The organism is Streptomyces sp. M41(2017) (assembly GCF_002078175.1).
Lineage (GTDB): Bacteria > Actinomycetota > Actinomycetes > Streptomycetales > Streptomycetaceae > Streptomyces.
Genome location: NZ_MWFK01000002.1, coordinates 1,884,774 through 1,907,040, shown reverse-complemented (window position 1 = coordinate 1,907,040; position 22,267 = coordinate 1,884,774). Strand labels below are relative to the sequence as shown.

Below are 22,267 nucleotides of genomic sequence, written 5' to 3'. Positions count from 1 at the left end.
CGCGTCCCGCGGCCGCCGGACCTTTCCCGTACCGCGGATCAGGTCGTCCGGGGACCGGCCGCCCGCGCGTCCGCGTCCGTCCGGCTCACATAGGCGCGCCATCCGCCGTACGCGGTGATGTCGGGCGCGCCCTCCAGCGCGCCGGGCTCGCACAGGAAGCCGGTGACGTGGCCGCCGTCGGCCAGTTCGACGCTGCCCAGGGTCATCGGCCGGGGAAGCGCCGCGAGCAGGCGCCCGAGTCCCTCCGCCGGGAGGGACCACACCTCCGTCTCCACGGCGGCACCGCCCTCGCCGACGTGGACGAGCCCCGGCTTCGGCGGAGTGGTGGCCAGGGCGTGCAGCCGGTACTCCGGCGCGGTCGTGGTCGTGCGGTCGAGGCGTGCGCCCAGCGACAGCAGGTGCGGGTTGAGCGGCTGGCCGGACAGATGCGCTCCCACCACGGCGAGGCGGGTCTCCGGTTCCAGGGACCGGGCGATCCGCGCGAGCCGTTCGTCGGTGAAGGCGGGGCCGATCAGCATCACGCCGAACGGGAGCCCCGCCGGCGTGCGGCCGGCCGGTACCGCGACGGCCGCCAGGTCGAAGAGGTTCGTGGAGTTGGTGAACCGGCCCAGCCGCGCGTTGCTGCCGAGCGGGTCGGCGGCGACCTCGGCGAGCGTGGGATGGCCGGGCGCGGTCGGCAGCAACAGGGCGTCGGCGTCGCCCAGTTCGGCGAGTGCGCGAGTCCGCAGGCCGGCCAGCCGTTCCTGGTCCGTGTAGAGCCGGTGGGCCGGGATGTCGCGGGCGCGGGAGACGATGCCGGCGACGGTCGGGTCGAGGCCGGAGCCACCCTCGGCCATCAATGTGTCGACAAAGCTCCCCACCGCCGTGTAGCGCTCGGCGACGAACGCGCCGTCGTAGAGCATCGCGGCGGCCTCGGTGAACGGGGTGAGGTCGAGGGTGCGCACCTCGGCCCCGGCGGCCACGAGTCGCTCGACGGCCTCCTCGTAGGCCTCTGCCCATCCCTCGTCCAGCTCGCCGAGCTGCGCCGTCGGCGGCACCGCGACGCGCCAGGGGCCCGGCGCGCGCTGTGCGAGGGGCGGCAGCGCGCGGGCGGAGGGGGAGGCGAGGTGGGCGAGGGCCTGTTCGGCCTCGGGGAGGGTCCGGGCGAACACGGTCACACAGTCCAGGGACGCGCAGGCCGGGACGACGCCCGTCGTGGGGACCAGGCCACGGGTCGGCTTCAGCCCGACGATGCCGTTGAACGCGGCGGGGACGCGGCCGGAGCCCGCGGTGTCCGTGCCGAGCGCGAGGTCGACGATGCCGAGGGCGACCGCGACCGCCGATCCCGAGCTGGAGCCGCCGCTGATCAGAGTCGGGTCCAGGGCGCCCCGGACCGCGCCGTAGGGGGAGCGGGTGCCGACCAGGCCGGTGGCGAACTGGTCGAGGTTCGTGGTCCCGAGGGGGACGGCGCCGGCCGCCCGGAGCCGTCCGACCGCGGGGGCGTCGGTCCCCGGCGTGTAGGCGTAGGACGGACAGCCCGCGGTGGTCGGCAGACCCGCCACGTCGATGTTGCCCTTGGCGGCGAAGACCCTGCCCGCGAGCGGGAGGCGCTCGCCCGCGGCGACGCGGGCGTCCACGGCCCGGGCCTCCTCCTCGACCTCGGGCCGAGGGCGCAGGGCGATCCAGACCTCGGGCCGGTCGACTGCCTCGATCCGGGCGAGGGCCGCGCGGACTCGGACGAGAGCGGACATCGGAACTCCTTGTGCGGGCTGAGGGCCACGGTCCCCGGGGCCGCGGCGGCCCCGGGGACCCGGGGTGGACAGGGGTCGGGCAGGATGTGTGCGGCGGTTCGGGCCTCAGGCGGCCGGGGGCGTTGCCGGTGCCAGGACGAGCAGCGCCGTGCCGGCCTCGACCTGGTCGCCCGGTGAGACGAGGATCCGCTCGACGACCGCGTCCGTCGGCGCGGGCACCCTCGACTCCATCTTCATGGCCTCCAGGGCGAGGAGCGGCTGCCCCGCCGTCACGCGGGCGCCCGGCTCCACGTTCACCTGCCAGACGGACGCGGCGAACTCCGCCTCGACCAGACGACCGCCCACGGGCACGCTGAGGTCGGCGGCCGGGGACGCCGGTGCCGTCGCGGCCTCCGCGCGGGTGAACTCGCCGGCCGCCTCCCAGGCGTCGCGCTCCGCCGAGAAGGCGCCGCCCTGCCGGGACCGGAACTCCGCTATGGACGCCGCGTTCTCGACGAGGAAGGACTCGTACGCGGCCAGGGAGAAGGTGCCCTCCTCGATCCGCGGCACGAAGCGGCCGGAGATGATGTCGGCCCGCAGCTCCAGGAGTTCGTCCGCCCCGACCGGATACCACTTGACGCGGTCGAAGAAGCGCAGCAGCCAGGGCGACCCCGGCTCGAACGCGCCGCGCTGCTGCCAGCCCGACCACACCTGGGTCGTCCGCCCGACGAACTGGTAGCCGCCGGGGCCCTCCATGCCGTACACGCACAGATAGGCGCCGCCGATGCCGACCGAGTTCTCCGCGGTCCAGGTGCGCGCCGGGTTGTACTTCGTGGTGACCAGGCGGTGGCGGGGGTCGAGCGGGGTGGCGACCGGGGCGCCGAGGTAGACGTCGCCCAGCCCGAGGACGAGGTACTCCGCGTCGAAGACCGTGCGGTACACGTCGTCCACCGAGTCCAGGCCGTTCACCCGGCGGATGAACTCGATGTTCCACGGGCACCAGGGCGCGTCGTCGCGCACGCCCGCCATGTAGCGGGCGATCGCCTCGCGGGTGGCCGGGTCGTCCCAGGAGAGCGGCAGATGGACCGTCCGGGAGGGGACGACGAGCTGGTCGCTCGGGGGGAGGGCGCGGACCGTCTCCCGTACCGCTTCCAGGAGTTGCCGCTGGGGGAGCCGGGCCGGGTCGGTGCGGATCTGGAGGGAGCGGATGCCCGGGGTCAGGTCGGCCACCCCGTCGAGTCCGGCCTCCGCCACCGCCTCCATCAGTGCGTGGACCCGCATGCGCAGCGCGAGGTCCAGCTGCATGGGCCCGAACTCCACCAGCAGGTTGTCGTCGCCGCTGCGGCGGTACGTCACGTCGCCGTCCCGCGCGAGCACCCCGCCGTCGACGATCGCGGGGCGCGGCGAGCCGTCGTCGGCCAGTGGCCCGAACCGCACGGTGTCGCCGGGGCGGAGCTGGCCGAGCTTCCAGCGCTCCGTGCTGACCACGGTCGCCGGGCAGACGAAGCCGCCGAGTGAGGGGCCGTCCGGGCCGAGGAGCACCGGCATGTCCCCGGTGTAGTCGACCGCGCCGACCGAGTAGGGCGTGTCGTGGATGTTCGACGGGTGCAGTCCCGCCTCGCCGCCGTCGCTGCGGGCCCAGCGCGGCTTCGGTCCGACGAGCCGCACCCCGGTGCGGGCCGAGTTGAAGTGGACCTTCCAGTCGGCGGCGTAGAAGTCTTCGATGTCGTCCTCGGTGAAGAACTCCGGTGCCGCGTGCGGGCCTTCGAGGGCGCCGATCCGCCACACGTCCGTGAAAACGGGCCGGTCGCCGGGCGCCACGGGTGTGCCCGCGCCGGTGACGGTTCCGCCGTGCAGCACGTCGCCGGTGCGCAGGGCCCGGCCGCCGTGGCCGCCGAACCGGCCGAGGGTGAAGGTGGCGGCGCTGCCGAGGAAGGCGGGCACGTCCAGGCCGCCGCCCGCGAACAGCACGTAGGTGCGCAGGCCGTGCCCGGTGGGCGCGCCGATCTCCAGGACCGATCCGGCCGGTACGGTCACCGGCTCCCAGCGGCCGACCTCCGTGCCGTCCACCGTGACCGGTGCGGGTGCACCGGTGACGCACACCGTCGTCGTGCGGGTGAACCGCAACGCCGGTCCCTGCAGGGTGCATTCGAGGCCCGGCGCGCCCTCGGTGTTGCCGAGCGCCCGGTTGCCGAGCCGGAAGGAGAGGTCGTCCATCGGGCCGCAGGGCGGGACGCCGACCTGCCAGTAGCCGGTGCGGCCCGGCCAGTCCTGCACAGTGGTGAGCGTGCCGCCGGACACGACCTCGATCCGCGGGGTGGGGTCGCTCACGGCGGCCAGGGTCGCGGTGGAGTGGGCCGCCCGCCGGAAGGCGGGCTCGGCGAGCGCGGCCCGCACCAGCCCGAGGTTGGTCTCGATGCCGTCCACCCGGGTCCTGGCCAGCGCCTCGTCGAGCCGCTCCAGGGCGTGGGCGCGGTCGGTGCCGTACGCGACGACCTTGGCGAGCATCGGGTCGTACGAGGTGGTGACCTCGGTGCCGGCCTCGATCCAGCCGTCCACGCGGACACCGCCGGGGAACTCGACCCGGGTCAGCAGGCCCGCGCTCGGCCGGTGTTCACGGGAGGGGTCCTCGGCGTACAGCCGTGCCTCGACCGCGTGCCCACGCGGTGTCCCCGGATCCCGGACGACGGAGGACTCGCCGCGGGCCAGCCGCAGCATCCAGCCGACGAGGTCGACGCCGTAGATCTCCTCGGTGACCGGATGTTCCACCTGGAGCCGGGTGTTGACCTCCAGGAAGTAGGCCTCCTCGCGGGCGGCGTCGTACACGAACTCGACGGTGCCGGCCGAGCGGTAGTCGACCGAGGCGCACAGTTCGCGTGCGGCGGTGGCGAGGCGTGTCCGCACCGCTTCCGGGAGGCCCGGCGCGGGTGCCTCCTCCAGGACCTTCTGGTTGCGGCGCTGGAGCGAGCAGTCGCGGTCGCCGAGGGTGACGACCCGGCCGAGGCCGTCGCCGAAGACCTGCACCTCGATGTGGCGCGCGTCCTCGACGAGGCGCTCCAGGAACACGCCGGACGAGGAGAACGAAGCCGCCGCGACCCGCTGGACCCGCTCCCAGGCCTCGGCCAGTTCGGTGTCCGAGCGACATGCCGACATACCGATTCCGCCACCCCCGCCCGTGGCCTTGAGCATCACGGGATAGCCGATGCGTCCGGCGGCCTCCCGTGCCTCGGGGAGCCCGGCCAGCAGATCCGTGCCCGGGGCCAGCGGCACGCCCGCCGCCAGGGCCGCCGCCCGCGCCGTGTGCTTGGCGCCGAACAGTTCGAGCTGCTCCGGCGTCGGACCGACGAACACGATGCCGGCGTCCTCGCAGCGCCGCGCGAACGCCGCGTCCTCGGAGAGGAATCCGTACCCCGGGTGGATCGCCCCCGCCCCGGTGTCCTTGGCCGCCTTCAGGACGAGGTCGGCGTCGAGGTACGACTCCTTGGCGGGCGCGGGACCGAGCCGTACGGCCTCGTCGGCGAGCCGGACGTGCGGGGCGGCCCGGTCCGCGTCGGAGTACACGGCGACCGTGCGCAGGCCGAGTTCGCGGGCGCTGCGGATGATCCGGACCGCGATCTCGCCCCGGTTGGCGACGAGCAGCGTGTCGAACGTCATGCCGGCGCTCCGATCGTCATCGCGACCGCGGTCGGTTCGAAGCCGTTGCACGGGTTGTTGATCTGGGGGCAGTTGGACACCAGGACGATCACGTCGCGCTCGGCGCGCAGCGTCAGCCGCAGTCCGGGGGAGGAGATGCCGTCGACGATGCCGAGGGTGCCGTCCTTCTCGACCGGCACGTTCATGTACCAGTTGATGTTCGAGACGAGGTCGCGCTTGCCGAGGCCGTACCGGGCGCCCTCCGCGAGGAAGTTCTCGACGCAGGCGTGCTGGGACCAGGTGTGGTGCCCGTACCGCAGGGTGTTCGACTCCTTGGAGCAGGCGCCGCCGACCGTGTCGTGCCGGCCGACCTCGTCCGCCGTGACGGTCATCAACGGGGTGTGCTCGTTCGACATCAGGACACTTCCCGTGGTCAGGAAGATGCCGCCCTGCGCCTGGACGGTGTCGGGCGCGCTGTAGCGGACGGCGGTGTCCCCGGCGTCGTACACCAGGAAGTCGACGGCCTGATTGCCGTGCAGATCGGTGACGATGAGCGTCTCGCCGGTGCGGACGACCGCCGACCAGGCGGCCCGGGCCGGGACGGTGACGTGGGTCATGCGAGCCCCCTCGTGGCAAGGAATTCGGCGGTGTTGAGGAACGCGCGACGGCCCTCGGGCGTGGCCTCCCACAGCGGGTCGCCCGGAGCGGTCGCCGCGGAGCGCCAGGCCAGTACCTCCAGCGGGGTGCTCGTGTAGGCGGAGCGCGGGTCGGCCGGGTGCGGCACGTTCGCGACGAGCACGGTGACGTCCTGTTCGGCGCGGAGGGTGACGCTCCCGCCGGGGCCTGCCGAGCCGGTGAAGTCCAGCGAGCCGTCCTCGCGCACCTCGACGCCCTGGAAGAAGGAGAGCGACGGGGGCAGGTCGCGGGGCCCGAGCCCGTTCTTGGCGGCGGCCAGCTTGAACAGCTCCCGTCCGGCCGGGGAAGCGGACTGCGGTGTCCCGTCCCCGTACCGCCGTGTGTTGCGTACGAGCGTGGAGGTGCCGCACAGGGCGTCGTGCCGGCCGGAGGAGTCGCTGACCACCGAGGCCAGGACACGGCCCTGGTCGGAGAGGAGGAGCCGTCCCTCGCCCAGGTAGGCGTTCCACTGGACCTTGACGGTGTCCGCGACGTTCAGGCGCTCCCACGGGCGGTCCGCGACGTACAGCAGCAGATGCGCGCAGGCGTCGCCCACGAGGTCGGTCAGCCGCAGCTCCGTGCCCCGGGCCAGCACCCTGTGCGTGTAGCCGCCGCCCGCCACCGTCTCCGCCCATACCAGGTGGCCCGCCTCGCAGGGGGGCGTGGGCCAGTCGCCCGCGGGGACCACGGGCATGGCCTCGGCGCGGGTCCCCTCCTGGGCACGGGCGTGGTCGCGTGCTCCGTGCGTGGTCGCTGTCGCCATCGCGGGTCCTCCGGCTCCTGGGTCATTTCTGTCGCCCGACAGAAATTAGGGGCGGGGTGGGTCGGCGCCATGTCCCGTGTGTTGCCGCGCCGTTACCGGTCCCTCACGCGTAACGCCCGCGAAGGACCGGTGCCCGGAGGGCCGCCTCGCGGAGTCGGCCGCGGGGCTCCCGGCGCCCGTCCGGTGCGCGCCGTGTGTGCGAGGATCGAACGCATGGGAACGGACGGCGGGCGACGGGTCGGCAGGCCGCGCGCCGCGCAGCGGCCGGACAGCGGTCTCACCCCGCGGGCCGAACTGCTCGACGCGGCAGCCGAGTTGTTCACCGCCCGGGGTTACGCCGCCACCACCACCCGCGCGGTCGCCGAACGGGCCGGTATGCGCCAGGCGTCCATGTACCACTACGTGTCCGGCAAGGAGGAGCTGCTCGCCGAGCTCCTGGAGTCCACGGTCACCCCCTCGCTGGCGCTCGCCCGCCGGCTCCTCGCCGAGGACGCGGAGCCCGCCGGGCGGAGGCTGTGGCGGCTGTGCCGCACCGACGTGGAACTGCTGTGCGGCGGCCCGCACAACCTCGGCGGCCTCTACCTGCTGCCCGAGGTGCGCGCCGAACGCTTCGCCGGGTTCCATGCCGTGCGTGCGGAACTGAAGGACACCTACCGTCAGTTGCTGGCGGCCACCCCGGCGGGCGGCGCGCTCGCCAAGAGCGACCTGGACCTGCGGACGGACCTCGTGTTCGGGCTCATCGAGGGCGTCATCCTCGTGCACCGCTCCGATCCGGACCGCCCGGTGTCCGCCTTCGCCGAGGCGACCGCCGACGCGGCGCTGCGCATCGCCGGAGTCTGAGACTCCGAGCCGCCGTCACCCCTGCGAGCTGCGGTTTTCGTATGCCCGCACATGGTCACGCAGTGTGTTCGAATGGAGGCTCAGCGTACAAATGGGGCTGAGGGTACTCCAGTCGCGAGGGCGATTTCAGGTGCTTGCTGAATATGACACAGCGATGATCCGGTCGGACTAAGCTCGCCCGCAGCGCACCGAGTTGAGATGTATTCGTGCGCTTGTTCCCAAAGGTTCCGAAGATTCAGTTTGATCCATGCCGATCCATGCCGTTTCCCCACAAACATCCCCCACCCCCCCAGCCGACCTGTCTCAGAGGGCATACATGGTGAGTGTTCAATCGCCTCCCGGTGGCCGTGAACTTCCCTACGCGCGGGTGCTGTTGCTGCCCGCGATACTGATGGCCGTGGCCACCGGCGCCGCAGTCGCCCTGGTGACGGAGCCGGCCCGGACCGCGGTCGCCCTGTGCGGCGGCTTCGCCACCCTGTTGGTCATCACGATCGCCGGTGAGGCCGTCCGCCGCGGCCGGGTCGCCCGGGAACTGCGGGCCGACTTCGCACGCCGCACCGCATACCTGGAGCAGCGCATCGCCGCGCACGATCAGGAGATCGTGCACTTCACCGAGGAGATCGTCCCGCTCGCGCTCGACCGGCTGCACGGCGGCGACTCCCCCTCGGAGGTCGTGCGCACGCTCGGCCGCGACGACCCCGGCCATCGCGAACTGCCCGAGTCCCAGAAGGACCTGCTGAAGAAGCTCCTCAAGATCGTCGACACCGAGGAGTCGATGCGCGACGCCGCGCAGCGCTCCTTCGTCAACATCGCCCGGCGCGTGCAGGCCATCGTCCACCAGCAGAACAACGAACTCCGCGAGATGGAGGAGGACCACGGGCGCAACCCCGAGGTCTTCGACGACCTGCTGCGCATCGACCACGGCACCGCGCTGATCGGCCGGCTCGCCGACTCCATCGCCGTGCTCGGCGGCGGCCGCCCCGGCCGCCAGTGGCCCGAGCCCGTACCGCTGTTCAGCGTGCTGCGCGGCGCGATGTCCCGCATCCTGGAGTACCGGCGCATCGAGCTGCACAACATCGTCGACGTCGCCGTCACGGGTGTCTCCGTCGAACCGCTCATCCACGCGCTGGCCGAACTCCTCGACAACGCCACCCGCTACTCGCCGCCGCACACCAAGGTGCACGTCACCGCCATCGAGGTGCAGACCGGCGTCGCCATCGAGATCGAGGACGGCGGCGTCAGCCTCAGCGACGAGTCCCGCGGCAAGATCGAGGAGCTCCTCCGGCTGGCCGCCGCGGGCGTCGACCCGAACGTGATGGGTCAGGCACCCCGCCTCGGGATGGCGGTCGTCGGCCGACTCGCGCAGATGTACAGCATGCAGATCTCGCTGCGGCAGTCCGCGTACGGCGGTGTCCGCGCCGTCCTCGTCGCCCCGCGCGACATGCTCACCACCGACTTCGCGCCCGGTCTCGCGCACGGCATCGGGGCCACCTCCGTGACGGGCATCGACACCGGCGGGGTCGAGGCTCCCGCCCGCAAGCCCAAGAAGCGCCGTCCCACCACCGGCCCCCGCGTCCCCTCGTCGAGCGGCGACCCCCGCGACCCCCGCGAGGACGACGTCCCGGTCGTCACCGAATGGGCGCCGAACGGCCTGCCGCAGCGCCGCAGCCGGGTCAAGGTGCCACTCAGCCAGCGGATCGCCGAGGCGCGGGCCCTGGAGGCCGCGGAGGCCGCCGGCACCGGACCCTCGTGGGCGCCCGCGCCCCGACCGGAGCCGAAGGACGAACCCGAACCCGGCCTGTGGGTCGAGGCGTTCATGAACGGCCTCAAGGGCGACCCGGACCCGACCGCATCCAGCACGGACAACCAGCCGGCCCCTGCCGAGGGCGACGACGAGGGGGACCTCAAGTGATCCAGCAGCGAGCCAACTTCGACTGGATGCTCAAGGATCTCGCCGACGGGGTACCGGGCATCCGGCAGATCGTCGTGCTCTCCGCCGACGGACTGCGCATCGCCCGCTACGGCGGCGACCCGGACGCCGCCGACCGTGTCGCCGCCGCCTGCGCCGGCCTGCAGAGCCTCGCCGGAGCCGTCGCGGGCGAGATCCCCAACAGCGACGGCCGGATGCGCATGGTGATCATCGAGATCAACGGCGGCTACTTCTACCTGATGTCGGCGGGCCCCAACGCCTACCTCGCGGTGCTCGCCAACCAGACCGCGGAACCCGGCCTGATGAGCAACCGCATGCGCGACCTCGTCGTCCGCATCGGCGCCCATCTCACGAGCCCGCCGCGGCGCAACGGGCAGACCGTATGACTCCTCCGCAACGCCGGCGGCGCCAACCCGAGGAAGGGCCCCCCGAACCCGTCACGACGGACGTCCCCCTCGCGGGCCCCGAAGGCCCCGAGGGGGAAGGCCCCGAGGAAGAGGGCGGTGCGGGCAAGCCGAAGAACCCCGAGCGCCTCTACGTGCTCACGGGCGGCGCCGAGAACGGCGACCGGGCCGAACTCGACCTCGTCACCCTCGTCGTGGCGCGCGCCGAGTCACCGCCCCCCGCCACCCAGCCCGAGCAGTCCGCCCTGCTGCGGCTGTGCAGGGCGCCTCTGTCCGTGGCCGAGATCTCGGCCTATCTCAACCTGCCGTTCAGCGTGGTGACCGTCCTGCTCACCGAGCTGCTGGCGGCAGAACTGGTGAAGGCGCGCGCCCCGATCGTCCGTCAGGCGCTCCCCGACCGTTCCCTCCTCGAAGCGGTGATGCATGGACTTCAAAAGCTCTGACACCATCACGGGCCCTCGCGCCGAGGACCACCTCCCGCACACCACGCAGGCGGCGGTCAAGATCGTGATCGTGGGCGGCTTCGGAGTCGGCAAGACGACCATGGTGGGCTCCGTCAGCGAGATCAAGCCGCTGACGACCGAGGAGACCATGACGCAGGCCGGCATCGGAATCGACGACAACTACGGGTCCGAGACCAAGACGGCGACCACGGTGGCCATGGACTTCGGCCGGATCTCCATCACCGACCAGCTGGTGCTCTACCTGTTCGGCACCCCGGGCCAGGAACGCTTCTGGTTCCTGTGGAACGGCCTGTTCGAGGGTGCCCTCGGCGCCGTGGTGCTGATCGACACCCGCAGGCTGGAGGTCAGCTTCGACGTCATCGGCCGCCTGGAGGAACGCGGCGTGCCGTTCGTCGTCGCCATGAACGACTTCCCCGACGCACCGCGGTACCCCGTCGAGGAACTGCGGGCCGCGCTCGACCTGCCCGACGAGATCCCGATCGTGAAGTGCGACGCCCGGCGCAGAGCGTCGAGCCGGGACACCCTGATGACGCTGATGCGGTTCCTGCACTCGCTGGCGATGACCTCGTCACCCGCCTGAGATCCGCACGCGACGGACCCCGCACGACAACTCCCCCTCACAAGCTCTCATTTCAGCTTCGGAGCGATCATCGTGACGCCTGAATCCCCTTCCCCGACCGGCACCCAGGACCCCACGCTCGGCCCGCCGCCGGGCTGCCCCGCCCACAGCACCGGCCCGGGCGGCCTGCGCCGCCTCTACGGCCCCGAGGCGGAGGACCTCGGTGCCCTCTACGAGAAACTCCGCGCCGAACACGGCGCCGTCGCCCCCGTGCTGCTCCACAACGACGTGCCGATCTGGGTCGTCCTCGGGCACGGCGAGAACCTCCACATGGTCAGCACGCCCTCGCACTTCGCCCGTGACAGCCGGCTCTGGACGGCCGTCCAGGACGGCACCGCGGGCGACGACCATCCGCTGGCGCCCCACATCGCCTGGCAGCCCATCTGCTCCCACGTCGAGGGCGACGAACACCTGCGGCTGCGCGGAGCGGTCACCGGCGCCATGTCCACCATCGACTTCCGCAGCCTGCGCCGCTACATCAACCGCGCCACCCAGCGCCTGGTCAACGAGTTCTGCGAGCTCGGCGAGGCCGACCTGGTCGGACAGTTCGCCGAGCACCTGCCGATGTCCGTGCTCTGCGAGATCATCGGCATGCCCGAGGACTACAACGACCGTATGGTGCAGGCCACCCGCGACCTGCTCAAGGGCACCGACACCGCCATCGCCAGCAACGAGTACGTGATGGGCGTCCTCACCCAGCACACCGCGCGGCGCCGCACGATGCCCGAGGACGACTTCACCAGTCACCTCATCAACCACCCCGCCGGGCTGACCGACGACGAGGTCGCCCAGCACCTTCGCCTCGTCCTCCTCGCCGCCTACGAGGCCACCGCCAACCTCATCGCCAACGTGCTGCGCATGGTCCTCACCGACCCGCGCTTCCGCGCCCAGCTCAACGGCGGGCAGATGACGGTGCCCGAGGCGGTCGAGCAGTCCCTGTGGAACGAACCGCCGTTCAGCGCCGTCCTCGGCTACTTCGCGAAGCAGGAGACGGAACTGGGCGGTCAGCGCATCCGCAAGGGCGACGGACTCCTCTTCGGGATCGCGCCGGGCAACGTCGACCCCCGCGTCCGCCCCGACCTGGCCGCCAACATGCAGGGCAACCGCTCCCACCTCGCCTTCGGCGGAGGGCCCCACGAGTGCCCCGGCCAGGACATCGGCCGGGCCATCGCCGACGTCGGCGTCGACGCGCTGCTGCTCCGCCTGCCGGACGTCGAACTCGACTGCCCCGAGAGCGACCTGCGCTGGCGCGGGTCCATGTCGTCACGCCACCTCGTGGACCTGCCCGTGCGGTTCCAGCCCCGGCCGCCACAGGACGTCATGCAGCGACCCTCGGTCCGCGCGCTGCCCGTGCAGCGGCCCGGCTGGCAGGTCACCAGCGAGGGCGCGGCGCCGGCCGCGCCCGCACCGCACCCGGCACCCACCCCGCCGCCCCGGGCACCCGAGCCCGCCCACCGGCTCGGCGCCTGGCAGCGTCTCGTGCGCTGGTGGCGCGGCTACTGATCCCCGACCGGGCCCGCCGACCAGGCGTCGTACGCGGCCCACGCCTCTAACTCCCGCCCACTGACGAACCGATGGGCCCGTCCGGTGACCGGATCGGTGAACTCCAGCGCCCGCGCCAGCAGTTGCAGCGGACGCCGGAAGTCACCGGCCGGCACCGGCCCGGTCACCTCCGGGTAGAGCGGATCACCCAGCAGCGGCACACCCAACGCCGTCATGTGGACGCGGAGTTGGTGGGTCTGCCCGGTGCTCGGCGTGAGCCGGTAACGCCCGAGTCCGCCTCGGTGCTCCGCCAGTTCCACCCGGGTGACGGCGTTCGGCTCGCCCGCCACCTCGCGGGCGGCCATCACGCCGCGCTCCTTGAGAATGCGGCTGCGCACCGTGCGGGGGAGGACGAGACCGGGATCGTACGGAGCCACGGCCTCGTACTCCTTGGCGATCAGCCGGTCCCGGAACAGCGACTGGTAGGCGCCGCGTTCCCCGGGCAGCACGGTGAACAGCACCAGGCCCGCGGTCAGCCGGTCCAGACGGTGTGCCGCGCCCAGCTCCGGCAGCTCCAGCTCCCGCCGCAGCCGCGCCAGGGCCGTTTCGGCCACGTGGCTGCCGCGCGGGGTGGTGGCGAGGAAGTGCGGCTTGTCGGCGACCACGATGTGCTCGTCGCGGTACACCACCTCCACCGGGAACGGCACCCGCTCCTCGTCCGGCAGCTCCCGGTGGAACCACACGAACATCCCCGGCACGTAGGCCGTCGTGGCCGTCACCGGCCGGCCGTCCTCGCCGACGAACAGCCCGTCGCCGAGCATCGCGTCGACGACCCCGTCCCCGGCCGCGAGCCGCTCCACGAGGTGCTCCCGCACGGTGGCCCGGCTCCCCTCCCGCGGCAGCCTGATCCGCACGGGGTCGACCCCGTGGCGCTGCGGGAGGGGAGAGGGCGGGATCCGGGGCTTGCGTCTCACCTGGTCAAGCGTACGAGGCCGGGACCGCCGCGGCCGCCTCCGGTGCCGCCGCCCGCGCCCGGTACGCGCGGTACGCCGCACCGGCGACCAGGGTGACGCCGAGGAAGAGCAGGGTGAACCACTGGAAGTACCAGTGCCCGCCCGCCGGGTCGTACACCGTGGCGCGCGGCCAGGCGAGGTTGACGGTCATGAAGAGGCCGTAGAGAAGGGCGAGCGCGTTGACCGGGACGCCCCAGCGGCCGAGGGAGAAGAGCGGGGCGCCCGTCTCGTCCGTGCCGTCGGCGGTGAACTGTCCGCGCAGCCTGCGCACCAGCAGGGGGCCGGTGACCATCGCGTAGGCGAGGTACAGCATCACGATGCAGGTGGTGCCGATGGCGAGGAACGCGTCCGGCGAGGCGAAGTTCAGGAGGAGCAGCGCGGCCGCGAGGACGCCGACGACCAGGGCGGGCGCGCTCGGCATGCCGGTGCGCGGGTCGACCTTCGCGAGCCGCCCCGAGAAGGGGAGCTGCCGGTCGCGCGCCATCGAGAACAGCATCCGGCAGGCGGCGGTCTGGATCGCCAGGGTGGCCACCGCGACGGCCACCACCACGTCGGCGAGCAGCGCGCGGCCCACGCCGTCGCCCAGGCTGCTCGTGAGGACGTAGCTGAGGCCGTCGACGCCGAGGCGGCCGTCGGTGAGGCTCGGGGCGGCGAGCAGCCCGCCGAGCACGATCAGCCCGCCGAGCAGGCCGGCCGCGCCGAGGGCGGTGAGGATCGTACGGGGCGCGGTGCGGCGGGGGTTGTGGGTCTCCTCGCTCATCTCACCGGCACTGTCGAAGCCGATCATCACGTACGCGGCCATGAACGAGCCCACCATCAGCGCGCCGAGCAGACCCGTCCCGCCCGCGCCGGTGTGGAAGGTGATGCCCGGGGAGCGCTCGGAGTGGGTGAGCAGCAGCACGATGATGAGGACGGCGCCGATGATCTCGGCGGTGACGCCGATCCGGTTGACCAGGGACATCACGCGGTTGTCGAGGACGTTGACCAAAGTGGTGAGGACGAGCAGGACGACGCCGAGCACCGCCGCGTTGGCCGCGCCGTCCGGGCTGGTCGGGGCGGGGTCGTCGCCCACGAGCTGGAAACCGGACCAGATCGCGGGCAGCACCATCTGCAGCGCCAGCGCGGCGGCGGCCACCACCACGACCTGTCCGATCACCATGATCCAGCCCGCGAACCAGCCGAAGGAGAGGTTCGACAGGCGCGAGGACCACTGGTAGATCGCGCCGGAGATCGGGTAGCGCGCGGCGAGTTCGGCGAAGCAGGCCGCCACCGCGAGCTGGCCGATCAGGACGGCCGGCCAGGTCCAGAAGAAGACGGGACCGCCGAAGGCGTAGCCGAACGCGAAGAACTGGAAGACCGTCGTGAGGACGGAGATGAAGGAGAAACCGGCGGCGAACGAGGCGTACCGGCCGAGGCTGCGGTGCAGCTCCTGGCGGTAGCCGAACGCGTTCAGGGAGCGGTCGTCGGGGGACTGCGGCGGGTCGGGGCGTACGTCGGAGGGAGCGGTGGTGGTCACGGCGGCACCTGCCTTCGGCGCGGAAGGGCGAACGGGATTCCTGTCGGGTGACAGAAATTAGGGAGGCCCTGTTTCGCTCGCGTGACGCGGCCGTGTCGGCGACGGGCCGAAGTCCTCACGGGACCGCCGGGAGGTCGGAGTCGCCCGGCGCCCGCGCCCGTGGCCGTGCGTGAGGCGGCTGCGGCCCGCAGCCGGGTGCGCGGTATGGCGCGGCGTCAACTCTCCGTGGGGGCAGGCCGGTTCATCGCTTCAGCATGGTCGCGGGGGGTGGTCCGACCCCCGCGCATACGTCAGGAGGCGGCCCGCGTCGCGGTCGCCGCCTCCTGGGTGCTGCCTGCTGGGGTGCCGGGTGTCAGGCCGACGTCTCCTGCTCCGCCTCCACCTGGGCGTTCCACTCCCGCTTCGACGCCTGCCAGCCGTCCTCGTTGTGGCCGAGGCGCCAGTAGCCCGAGATGGACAGGTCGTCGCGCGGGATCTCCCGTTCGACGCGCAGCAGTTTGCGCAGTTCCTTGACGAAGCCCGCCTCGCCGTGGACGAACGCGTGCACCCGGCCCGCCGGGAACTCCAGCCCGCGTACGGCCTCCACCAGGGCCCTGCCGACCGGCCGGTCCCCGCGGTGCAGCCAGACGACGTCCACGTCGGAGTCGATCTTCTGCTCCTCCTCGGCGTCCGAGACCTCGACGAAGGCGCGGACGACGGAGCCGTCGGGCAGCGACTCCAGCGCGGCGGCGATGGCCGGCAGCGCGCTCTCGTCACCGGCGAGCAGATGCCAGTCGGCCTCGGTGTCCGGAGCGTAGGCGCCACCGGGGCCCATGAAATGGACGACCTCGCCCGGCTGCACCTTCAACGCCCAGGGGCCGGCGAGTCCTTCGTCGCCGTGCACCACGAAGTCCAGGGTCAGCTCGCGAACCGCGGGGTCCCAGGCGCGCACGGTGTACGTGCGGGTCACCGGCCAGTGCTCGCGGGGGAACTCCTCCCGGATGCGCTGTGGGTCGAAGGGCTCCGGATAGGTCACGCCCTCGGCGCCGAAGAGCAGCTTCACGTAATGGTCCGTGCTGGTGCCCGCGGCGAAGTCGGCGAGGCCCTCGCCGCCCAGCACGACCCGCTGCATGTGCGGGGTCAGCCGCTCGGTGCGGACGACCGTCGCGGAGTGCGGCTTCCTGGGCTTGCGTTCCGGGCGCTCTGCCATCACTGCCTCCTGGTCAACATAGTTAGGCTTACCTAAGTTAGCACTCCCTCCTTGGTGGCACCTATGCGTGAGCGCCACCAGTTATGCCGGAAGGGTTCCGCTATGTCTCCAGTGTGGCAAGGAGTCGGTTCAGCGATCCACCAAGGCCCCAGCGCGCCGCGAGTTCGTCCAGCGCCGCGGGGTCGCGCGGGGCGCGGGGCAGTGCGGTGTCCACCTCGGGCAGCGGGACGTCGCCGGCCACCTTGACCACGGTGGGCGCCACGGCGACGTAGGGCCGCGACTCCGTGAGGCGTTTGCGCTGCGAAGGGGTCAGCTTCGCCTTCGGGTCGTCGACCGCGGCCATGATCCCGGCCAGGTCACCGAACTCCGCGAGCAGTTTCGCCGCCGTCTTCTCCCCGATGCCCGGCACCCCGGGCAGTCCGTCGCTCGGGTCGCCGCGCAGTGTCGCCAGATCCGCGTACCCCGCGCCGTCCACGCCGTACTTCTCGCGCAGCCAGGCCTCGTCCGTGAGCTGGAGCGTGCCGACGCCCTTGAGGGGATACAGGACGCGCACACCGCGCGCGTCGTCGACGAGCTGATAGAGGTCGCGGTCGCCGGTGACGATGTCGACCGGGCCGGTGGCGCGCCCGGTGAACGTGCCGATCACGTCGTCCGCCTCGTACCCCGCGACGCCCACGCGGGCGATGCCCAGCGCGTCCAGGACGTCCTCGATGACGGGCACCTGCGGCGAGAGGGTGTCCGGCACCTCCTCCTCGTCCGGGCCGGTCTCGGTCTCGACCGCCACGCGGTGCGCCTTGTACGACGGGATCAGGTCGACCCGCCACTGCGGACGCCAGTCCGCGTCCATGCAGGCCACCAGGTCGTCCGGGTGGTGGTCCCTGACCAGGCGGTCGATGAACTCCAGCAGCCCGCGCACGGCGTTCACCGGTGTGCCGTCCGGGGCCCGCACGGATTCCGGCACGCCGAAATAGGCGCGGAAGTACAGCGAGGCGGTGTCGAGGAGCATGAGTCGTCGAGTCTGCTGTGTCACGAACCGCATCATGCCGTACGCCACTGACAGTGACCTGGACCACTCCTGTGTTTGCTTTGTGTAAGCGTGGGCAGGCGCGGCCTCTGAGCGGCTCGGTTGTTCATTCAACCGTCACCAGTTGTCGGGAACGCCGTGGGTGTTCGTTCAGCCCGTTCCCCTGTCCGACCGAGAGGCACCACGTGTCATCCAGGCTTGAGGCCGACCATCTGTACAAGGTGTTCGGAAGACGACCAGAAGCGGCCGTGGAGCGGCTCCGTGACGGAGTCGACCGTGAGGAACTGCGCGCCGACGGCACCACCGCCGCCGTGATCGACGCGTCCTTTACCGTCGAGCCGGGCCAGATCTTCGTCGTCATGGGCCTGTCCGGATCCGGCAAGTCCACGCTGCTGCGCATGCTCAACGGACTGCTGGAGCCCACCGCCGGGCACGTGCGCTTCGACGGCCAGGACCTGACCGGACTGAGCGACCGCGACCTGCGCGAGGTCCGCTCCCGCAAGATCAGCATGGTCTTCCAGCACTTCGCGCTGTTCCCGCACCGCAGTGTGCTGGAGAACGCCGCCTACGGCCTGGAGGTCCAGGGCGTCCCGGCCGCCGAGCGCAAGGAGCGGGCGACCAAGGCCCTCGAACTGGCCGGGCTCGCCGGCTGGGAGAAGTCCTGGCCCGACGAGCTGTCCGGCGGTATGCAGCAGCGCGTGGGTCTCGCCCGCGCCCTCGCCACCGACGCCGACCTGCTGCTCATGGACGAGTCGTTCAGCGCCCTCGACCCGCTGATCCGCCGCGACATGCAGGACCAGCTGATCGAGCTCCAGAAGAAGCTGAAGAAGACCATCGTCTTCATCACCCACGACCTGAACGAGGCCATGCGCCTGGGCGACCGGATCGCCGTCATGCGCGACGGCCGCATCGTCCAGATAGGCAGCGCCGAGGACATCCTCGTGCGCCCCGCCGACGACTACGTCGCCTCCTTCACCCAGGACGTGGACCGCTCGCGTGTCCTGACCGCGGGCGCCGTCATGGACACCGCGATACGCGGCGACGAGGCCGACTGCGCCTGCGAGACAGCCGCGCCGGACACCTCCTTCGTGGACCTCTGCGCGATCAGCGCCCGCCTCACCCACCCGGTCGCGGTCGTCGACAAGAAGCACACCCTCGTCGGGGTCGTCCCCCGGCAGCGACTCGTCGGCTTCCTCGGCGACGAGCAGGGCACGCCCGAGCCGTGTCCCAGCCCGCGGAACGAGGAGGTGAAGGCCGGTGCCTAGGATCCCCTTCGGCGACTGGGTCAACGACGCGGTCGACTGGCTGCTGAACCACATGGCGTGGCTCTTCGACTTCCTCAAGACCGTCTTCTCCGGCACCTACGACGGCATCGACGCCGTCCTCCAGGCGCCCCAGCCCCTCCTCCTCGCCGGCATCTTCGCCGTCATCGCCTTCTGGCTGCGCGGCACCTCGGCCGGTGTCCTCACCTTCGTGGGCTTCGCCTTCATCGACTCCCTCGAACTGTGGGAGGACGCGATGGTGACCCTCTCGCTGGTCCTCGTCGCGACGCTCATCGCCCTCGTCATCTCGGTGCCCGTCGGCATCTGGGCGGCCCGCTCCGACCGGGTCAGCGGCATCGTCCGGCCGGTGCTGGACTTCATGCAGACGCTGCCCGCGATGATCTACCTCATCCCGGCGATCCTGTTCTTCGGCACCGGTGCCCCCGCCGGCATCGTCGCCACCCTGATCTTCGCGCTGGCCCCCGGTGTCCGCATGACCGAGCTGGGCATCCGTCAGGTCGACAAGGAACTGGTCGAGGCCGCCGACGCGTTCGGCACCACCCCGCGCAACACCCTGCTGCGCATCCAGCTTCCGCTGGCGCTCCCCACCGTCATGGCGGGCGTCAACCAGGTCATCATGCTGGGCCTGTCCATGGCCGCCATCGCGGGCATGGTCGGCACCGGCGGTCTCGGCGGCGACGTCAACGAGGCCATCGGCCAGCTGAACGTCGGCCTCGGCTCCGAAGCCGGCGTCGCCATCGTCATCCTCGCCATCTACCTCGACCGCATGACCAGCGCGCTGGGCACCCAGGTCTCCCCGCTCGGCCGTCGCGCCGCCGCCAAGGCGCGTGCCGCACAGGGCCTGAAGATCTGGTCGTACCGCCCGCGTCCCGTCGTGGCCATGGCGGGTGTCGTCGTCCTCGCCCTGGTCGCGGGCGGCATGGGTGTCTTCGGCGGCACGGGCTCGACCTCCACCGCCGCCGACGGCGAGAACGTCGGCCAGGGCAAGAAGGTCACCATCGGCTACATCCCCTGGGACGAGGGCGTCGCCTCCACCTTCCTCTGGAAGGAGCTCCTGGAGGAGCGCGGCTACCAGGTCGACGTCAAGCAGTTCGACGCCGGCCCGCTCTACACGTCGCTCGCCCAGGGCGACGTCGACTTCGAGACCGACTCCTGGCTGCCGACCACGCACGCGCAGTACTGGAAGAAGTACGGCAAGCAGCTCGACGACCTGGGCTCCTGGTACGGCCCGACGTCCCTGGAGCTGTCGGTGCCCGCCTACATGAAGGGCATCGACTCCCTGGAGGACCTCAAGGGCAAGTCCGGCACCTTCGGCGGCAAGATCACCGGCATCGAGTCCAGCGCCGGAATGATGGGCCTGCTCAAGACCAAGGTCCTCAAGGCGTACGGCCTCGACAAGGAGTACAAGGTCGTCGACAGCTCCACGCCGGCGATGCTGGCCGAGCTGAAGCGCGACTACGCCGCGAAGAAGCCGATCGTCGCCACCCTCTGGTCGCCGCACTGGGCCTACAGCGACTACAAGCTGAAGAAGCTCAAGGACCCGAAGGGCGCCTGGGGCAAGGGCGACGGCGTGCACACGCTGTCCCGCAAGGGCTTCGCGCAGGACAACCCGGTCGTCGGCCAGTGGCTGAAGAACTTCAAGATGACCGAGAAGCAGCTCACCGGCCTCGAAGCCGAGATCAACAAGGTCGGCAAGGGCAAGCAGCAGGACGCCGTGCGCGCCTGGCTGAAGAAGAACCCCGGTGTCGTCGACAAGCTGGCCCCGGTCAAGAGCGCTTCCGCCGCCGCCCCGGCCGAGGCCAAGCGCGCGGTGGACGTCGCCTGGTTCCCCTGGGACGAGGACGTCGCCGTCACCTACCTCTGGAAGAACGTGCTGGCCCGTCGCGGCTACACGCTCAACCTCAAGCAGATGGACGTCGGCCCGGTGTACACCGGCCTGGCCTCCGGCGACCTCGACCTCAACTTCGACGCCTGGCTGCCGTACGCCCAGTCCAATTACTGGAACCAGCACAAGAACGACCTCAAGGACCTCGGCACCTGGTACAAGCCGACCTCCCTGGAGATCGCGGTGCCCTCGTACGTGAAGGACGTCAAGTCCCTCGCCGACCTCAAGGGCAAGTCGAAGACCTTCGGCGGGAAGATCATCGGGATCGAGCCGGGCACCGGTGAGATGAACCTCCTGAAGAAGAAGGTCCTTCCGGGCTACGGCCTCGACAAGGAGTACAAGGTCGTCGACGGCTCGACGCCCGCGATGCTCGCCGAGCTGAAGCGCGCGTATGCCAAGAAGGAGCCGATCGCGGTCGTGCTGTGGTCGCCGCACTGGGCCTACAGCGAGTACAAGCTCACCAAGCTCGCCGACGACAAGAAGCTGTTCGGCGAGGGCAACACGATCCGCACCATCTCCAGCAAGAAGTTCCCGGGCCAGTACCCGAAGCTCACCGAGTGGATCAAGAACTTCAGGATGAGCGAGGCCGAACTCGGCAGCCTGGAGAGCGAGATCAAGCAGCGGGGCCAGGGGCACGAGGAGGACGCCGTCTCCGCCTGGCTCAAGGAGCACCCGGACATGGTGCAGCGGATGACTCCGCAGTAGTCGCCGAGCGGTTCACCCCCAAGGGTGGTGGGCGGTTCACTCCGAGGGGTGGTCCTCGTCGTACGGGTCCTTCGACCCGTGGGGCGGGGGCCACCCCTCGTCGTGGTCCCGTCGCCCGCCTCCGCCCGTCCGGGCCGCCGCGGGTCCGCACATCCGGACGACACGGCCTGTGATGCCGTACTGACGTACGGGAGGGATCCGGACAACCGCGCCGGCGACGGACGACCCCGTGATGTCCGTCGAACTCCCGGCCCACGGCCGCCGGTCACCGTCGTGCGGACCCGGCACGCCCGCCGCTCCGGCACCGCGCCCCGAGGGGCGGGCGGGCGCTCGTTCTGGCGCGAACTGTAACCCTCGCACTCCCTCGATGTGACAGCGATGTGACGGGTCCATGAAACGGTTTGCCGAACATGCGTAGGGTGCAGACAACTCATCAGAAGGAGCGGGCCGGAAACCGGGCGGTTCGCGGACCGACGAGACGAGGGAGGGAGCCGGAGCGATGGGCGACCACAAAGAACAACCGCTTCGCGTGGGCGCTGCCGTGCGCCGAAGGCGCCGGGCGCTGCGACTCACTCTCGCCGTCGTGGCCGAACGCAGTGGCCTGTCGGTTCCCTTCCTCAGCCAGGTGGAGAACGAGCGGGCGCGGCCCAGCAGAAGCTCCCTGGAGAGAGTCGCCGGGGCCCTCGACACCTCCGCCGCCGAACTGCTCGCCGCGGCCGACCCGGCGTGCAGCGTGGACGTCGTGCGCGCCGACGCGGGCGCCGAGTTCACTCCCGAGGCCCATGTGCGTCCCCTGGTGCGCGGCCACCACCAGCTGCACGCCACCGAGTTCACCGGCGACCACGACGAGGGACGCGAACTCCAGCACCGCAACGACAAGTTGATGTACGTGTGCGACGGCGCGGTCGAGGTCGAGGCGGAGGGCCGCGCCCATCGCCTCGGACGCGGCGACACGCTCTATCTGACGGGCGGGGTCCGGCACCGGTGGCGCGCCACCGTTCCGGACACCCGTGTCATCGTCGTGGAGGTCGCCGACCACATCGACGCGGTGGAGGACCGGCACCGCTTCGGCAGGCGCTGACCGGTGGCTGCGGACCCGACGGGCGACGACCCGACGCCGGGGGAGAGGCGGC

At 71.7% G+C, this 22,267-nt stretch carries 17 protein-coding genes; 9 read left to right on the top strand and 8 right to left on the bottom strand.

All coding sequences use genetic code 11. The annotated features are described in order from the left end of the window. Positions 1-38: 38 nt before the first annotated feature. The 4 genes from atzF to B0675_RS34185 form a co-directional block, all read right to left on the bottom strand. Positions 39-1,730, bottom strand: coding sequence for an allophanate hydrolase (gene atzF / locus B0675_RS34200; RefSeq protein WP_081223476.1), 1,692 nt, complete (start codon positions 1,728-1,730; stop codon positions 39-41). 105 nt (positions 1,731-1,835) lie between these two features. Continuing rightward, on the bottom strand, positions 1,836-5,363 hold the full coding sequence (locus tag B0675_RS34195) for a 5-oxoprolinase/urea amidolyase family protein (RefSeq protein WP_081223475.1): 3,528 nt from the start codon (positions 5,361-5,363) through the stop codon (positions 1,836-1,838). Further along, positions 5,360-5,959: an urea amidolyase associated protein UAAP2 gene (locus tag B0675_RS34190; RefSeq protein ID WP_081223474.1), complete on the bottom strand. Its 600-nt coding sequence runs from the start codon at positions 5,957-5,959 to the stop codon at positions 5,360-5,362. Before B0675_RS34190 ends, B0675_RS34195 begins: the two co-directional genes overlap by 4 nt. Then, positions 5,956-6,780, bottom strand: coding sequence for an urea amidolyase associated protein UAAP1 (locus B0675_RS34185; protein WP_081223473.1), 825 nt, complete (start codon positions 6,778-6,780; stop codon positions 5,956-5,958). The genes B0675_RS34190 and B0675_RS34185 overlap by 4 nt, the downstream gene beginning before the upstream one ends. A gap of 213 nt (positions 6,781-6,993) precedes the next feature. Between B0675_RS34185 and B0675_RS34180 the strand changes: the two genes are divergently transcribed. The 6 genes from B0675_RS34180 to B0675_RS34155 all read left to right on the top strand — a co-directional run bounded on the left by B0675_RS34180 (position 6,994) and on the right by B0675_RS34155 (position 12,540). Then, positions 6,994-7,620, top strand: coding sequence for a TetR/AcrR family transcriptional regulator (locus B0675_RS34180; RefSeq protein WP_081223472.1), 627 nt, complete (start codon positions 6,994-6,996; stop codon positions 7,618-7,620). Positions 7,621-7,936: 316 nt separating this feature from the next. After that, on the top strand, positions 7,937-9,532 hold the full coding sequence (locus B0675_RS34175) for an ATP-binding protein (RefSeq protein ID WP_081223471.1): 1,596 nt from the start codon (positions 7,937-7,939) through the stop codon (positions 9,530-9,532). Continuing rightward, a complete protein-coding gene (locus B0675_RS34170; protein ID WP_081223470.1) occupies positions 9,529-9,936 on the top strand; it encodes a roadblock/LC7 domain-containing protein in 408 nt (135 codons plus the stop codon). The genes B0675_RS34175 and B0675_RS34170 overlap by 4 nt, the downstream gene beginning before the upstream one ends. Continuing rightward, the gene (locus tag B0675_RS34165) at positions 9,933-10,397 is read left to right on the top strand and encodes a DUF742 domain-containing protein (RefSeq protein WP_081223469.1); all 465 of its coding nucleotides are present in this window, start codon (positions 9,933-9,935) and stop codon (positions 10,395-10,397) included. The genes B0675_RS34170 and B0675_RS34165 overlap by 4 nt, the downstream gene beginning before the upstream one ends. Further along, positions 10,378-10,998 (top strand): ATP/GTP-binding protein, encoded by a 621-nt coding sequence (locus B0675_RS34160; RefSeq protein WP_081223468.1) that lies wholly within the window; start codon positions 10,378-10,380, stop codon positions 10,996-10,998. The genes B0675_RS34165 and B0675_RS34160 overlap by 20 nt, the downstream gene beginning before the upstream one ends. 72 nt (positions 10,999-11,070) lie before the next feature. Next, a complete protein-coding gene (locus B0675_RS34155) occupies positions 11,071-12,540 on the top strand; it encodes a cytochrome P450 (protein WP_081223467.1) in 1,470 nt (489 codons plus the stop codon). On the opposite strand, the gene B0675_RS34150 is transcribed toward B0675_RS34155, so the two are convergent. From B0675_RS34150 to B0675_RS34135, 4 genes are all read right to left on the bottom strand, one after another. Beyond that, the gene (locus B0675_RS34150; RefSeq protein WP_081223466.1) at positions 12,534-13,493 is read right to left on the bottom strand and encodes an RluA family pseudouridine synthase; all 960 of its coding nucleotides are present in this window, start codon (positions 13,491-13,493) and stop codon (positions 12,534-12,536) included. The genes B0675_RS34155 and B0675_RS34150 overlap by 7 nt on opposite strands. Before the next feature lie 4 nt (positions 13,494-13,497). Beyond that, on the bottom strand, positions 13,498-15,048 hold the full coding sequence (locus B0675_RS34145) for an amino acid permease (protein ID WP_081223465.1): 1,551 nt from the start codon (positions 15,046-15,048) through the stop codon (positions 13,498-13,500). Positions 15,049-15,400: 352 nt separating this feature from the next. Beyond that, entirely contained in the window at positions 15,401-16,237 is an 837-nt protein-coding gene (locus B0675_RS34140; RefSeq protein ID WP_081223464.1) for a siderophore-interacting protein, read from the bottom strand. Positions 16,238-16,337: 100 nt separating this feature from the next. Then, positions 16,338-17,276, bottom strand: a complete 939-nt coding sequence (locus B0675_RS34135) for a 5'-3' exonuclease (RefSeq protein WP_241540123.1) — start codon at positions 17,274-17,276, stop codon at positions 16,338-16,340. Between the two features lie 170 nt (positions 17,277-17,446). On the opposite strand from B0675_RS34135, the gene B0675_RS34130 reads away from it, so the two are divergent. From B0675_RS34130 to B0675_RS34115, 3 genes are all read left to right on the top strand, one after another. Continuing rightward, on the top strand, positions 17,447-18,526 hold the full coding sequence (locus B0675_RS34130; RefSeq protein ID WP_081223463.1) for a glycine betaine/L-proline ABC transporter ATP-binding protein: 1,080 nt from the start codon (positions 17,447-17,449) through the stop codon (positions 18,524-18,526). After that, the gene (locus B0675_RS34125; RefSeq protein WP_081223462.1) at positions 18,519-21,134 is read left to right on the top strand and encodes an ABC transporter permease/substrate binding protein; all 2,616 of its coding nucleotides are present in this window, start codon (positions 18,519-18,521) and stop codon (positions 21,132-21,134) included. Before B0675_RS34130 ends, B0675_RS34125 begins: the two co-directional genes overlap by 8 nt. A 499-nt stretch (positions 21,135-21,633) precedes the next feature. After that, positions 21,634-22,215 (top strand): XRE family transcriptional regulator, encoded by a 582-nt coding sequence (locus tag B0675_RS34115; protein WP_081223460.1) that lies wholly within the window; start codon positions 21,634-21,636, stop codon positions 22,213-22,215. Positions 22,216-22,267 lie beyond the last annotated feature (52 nt).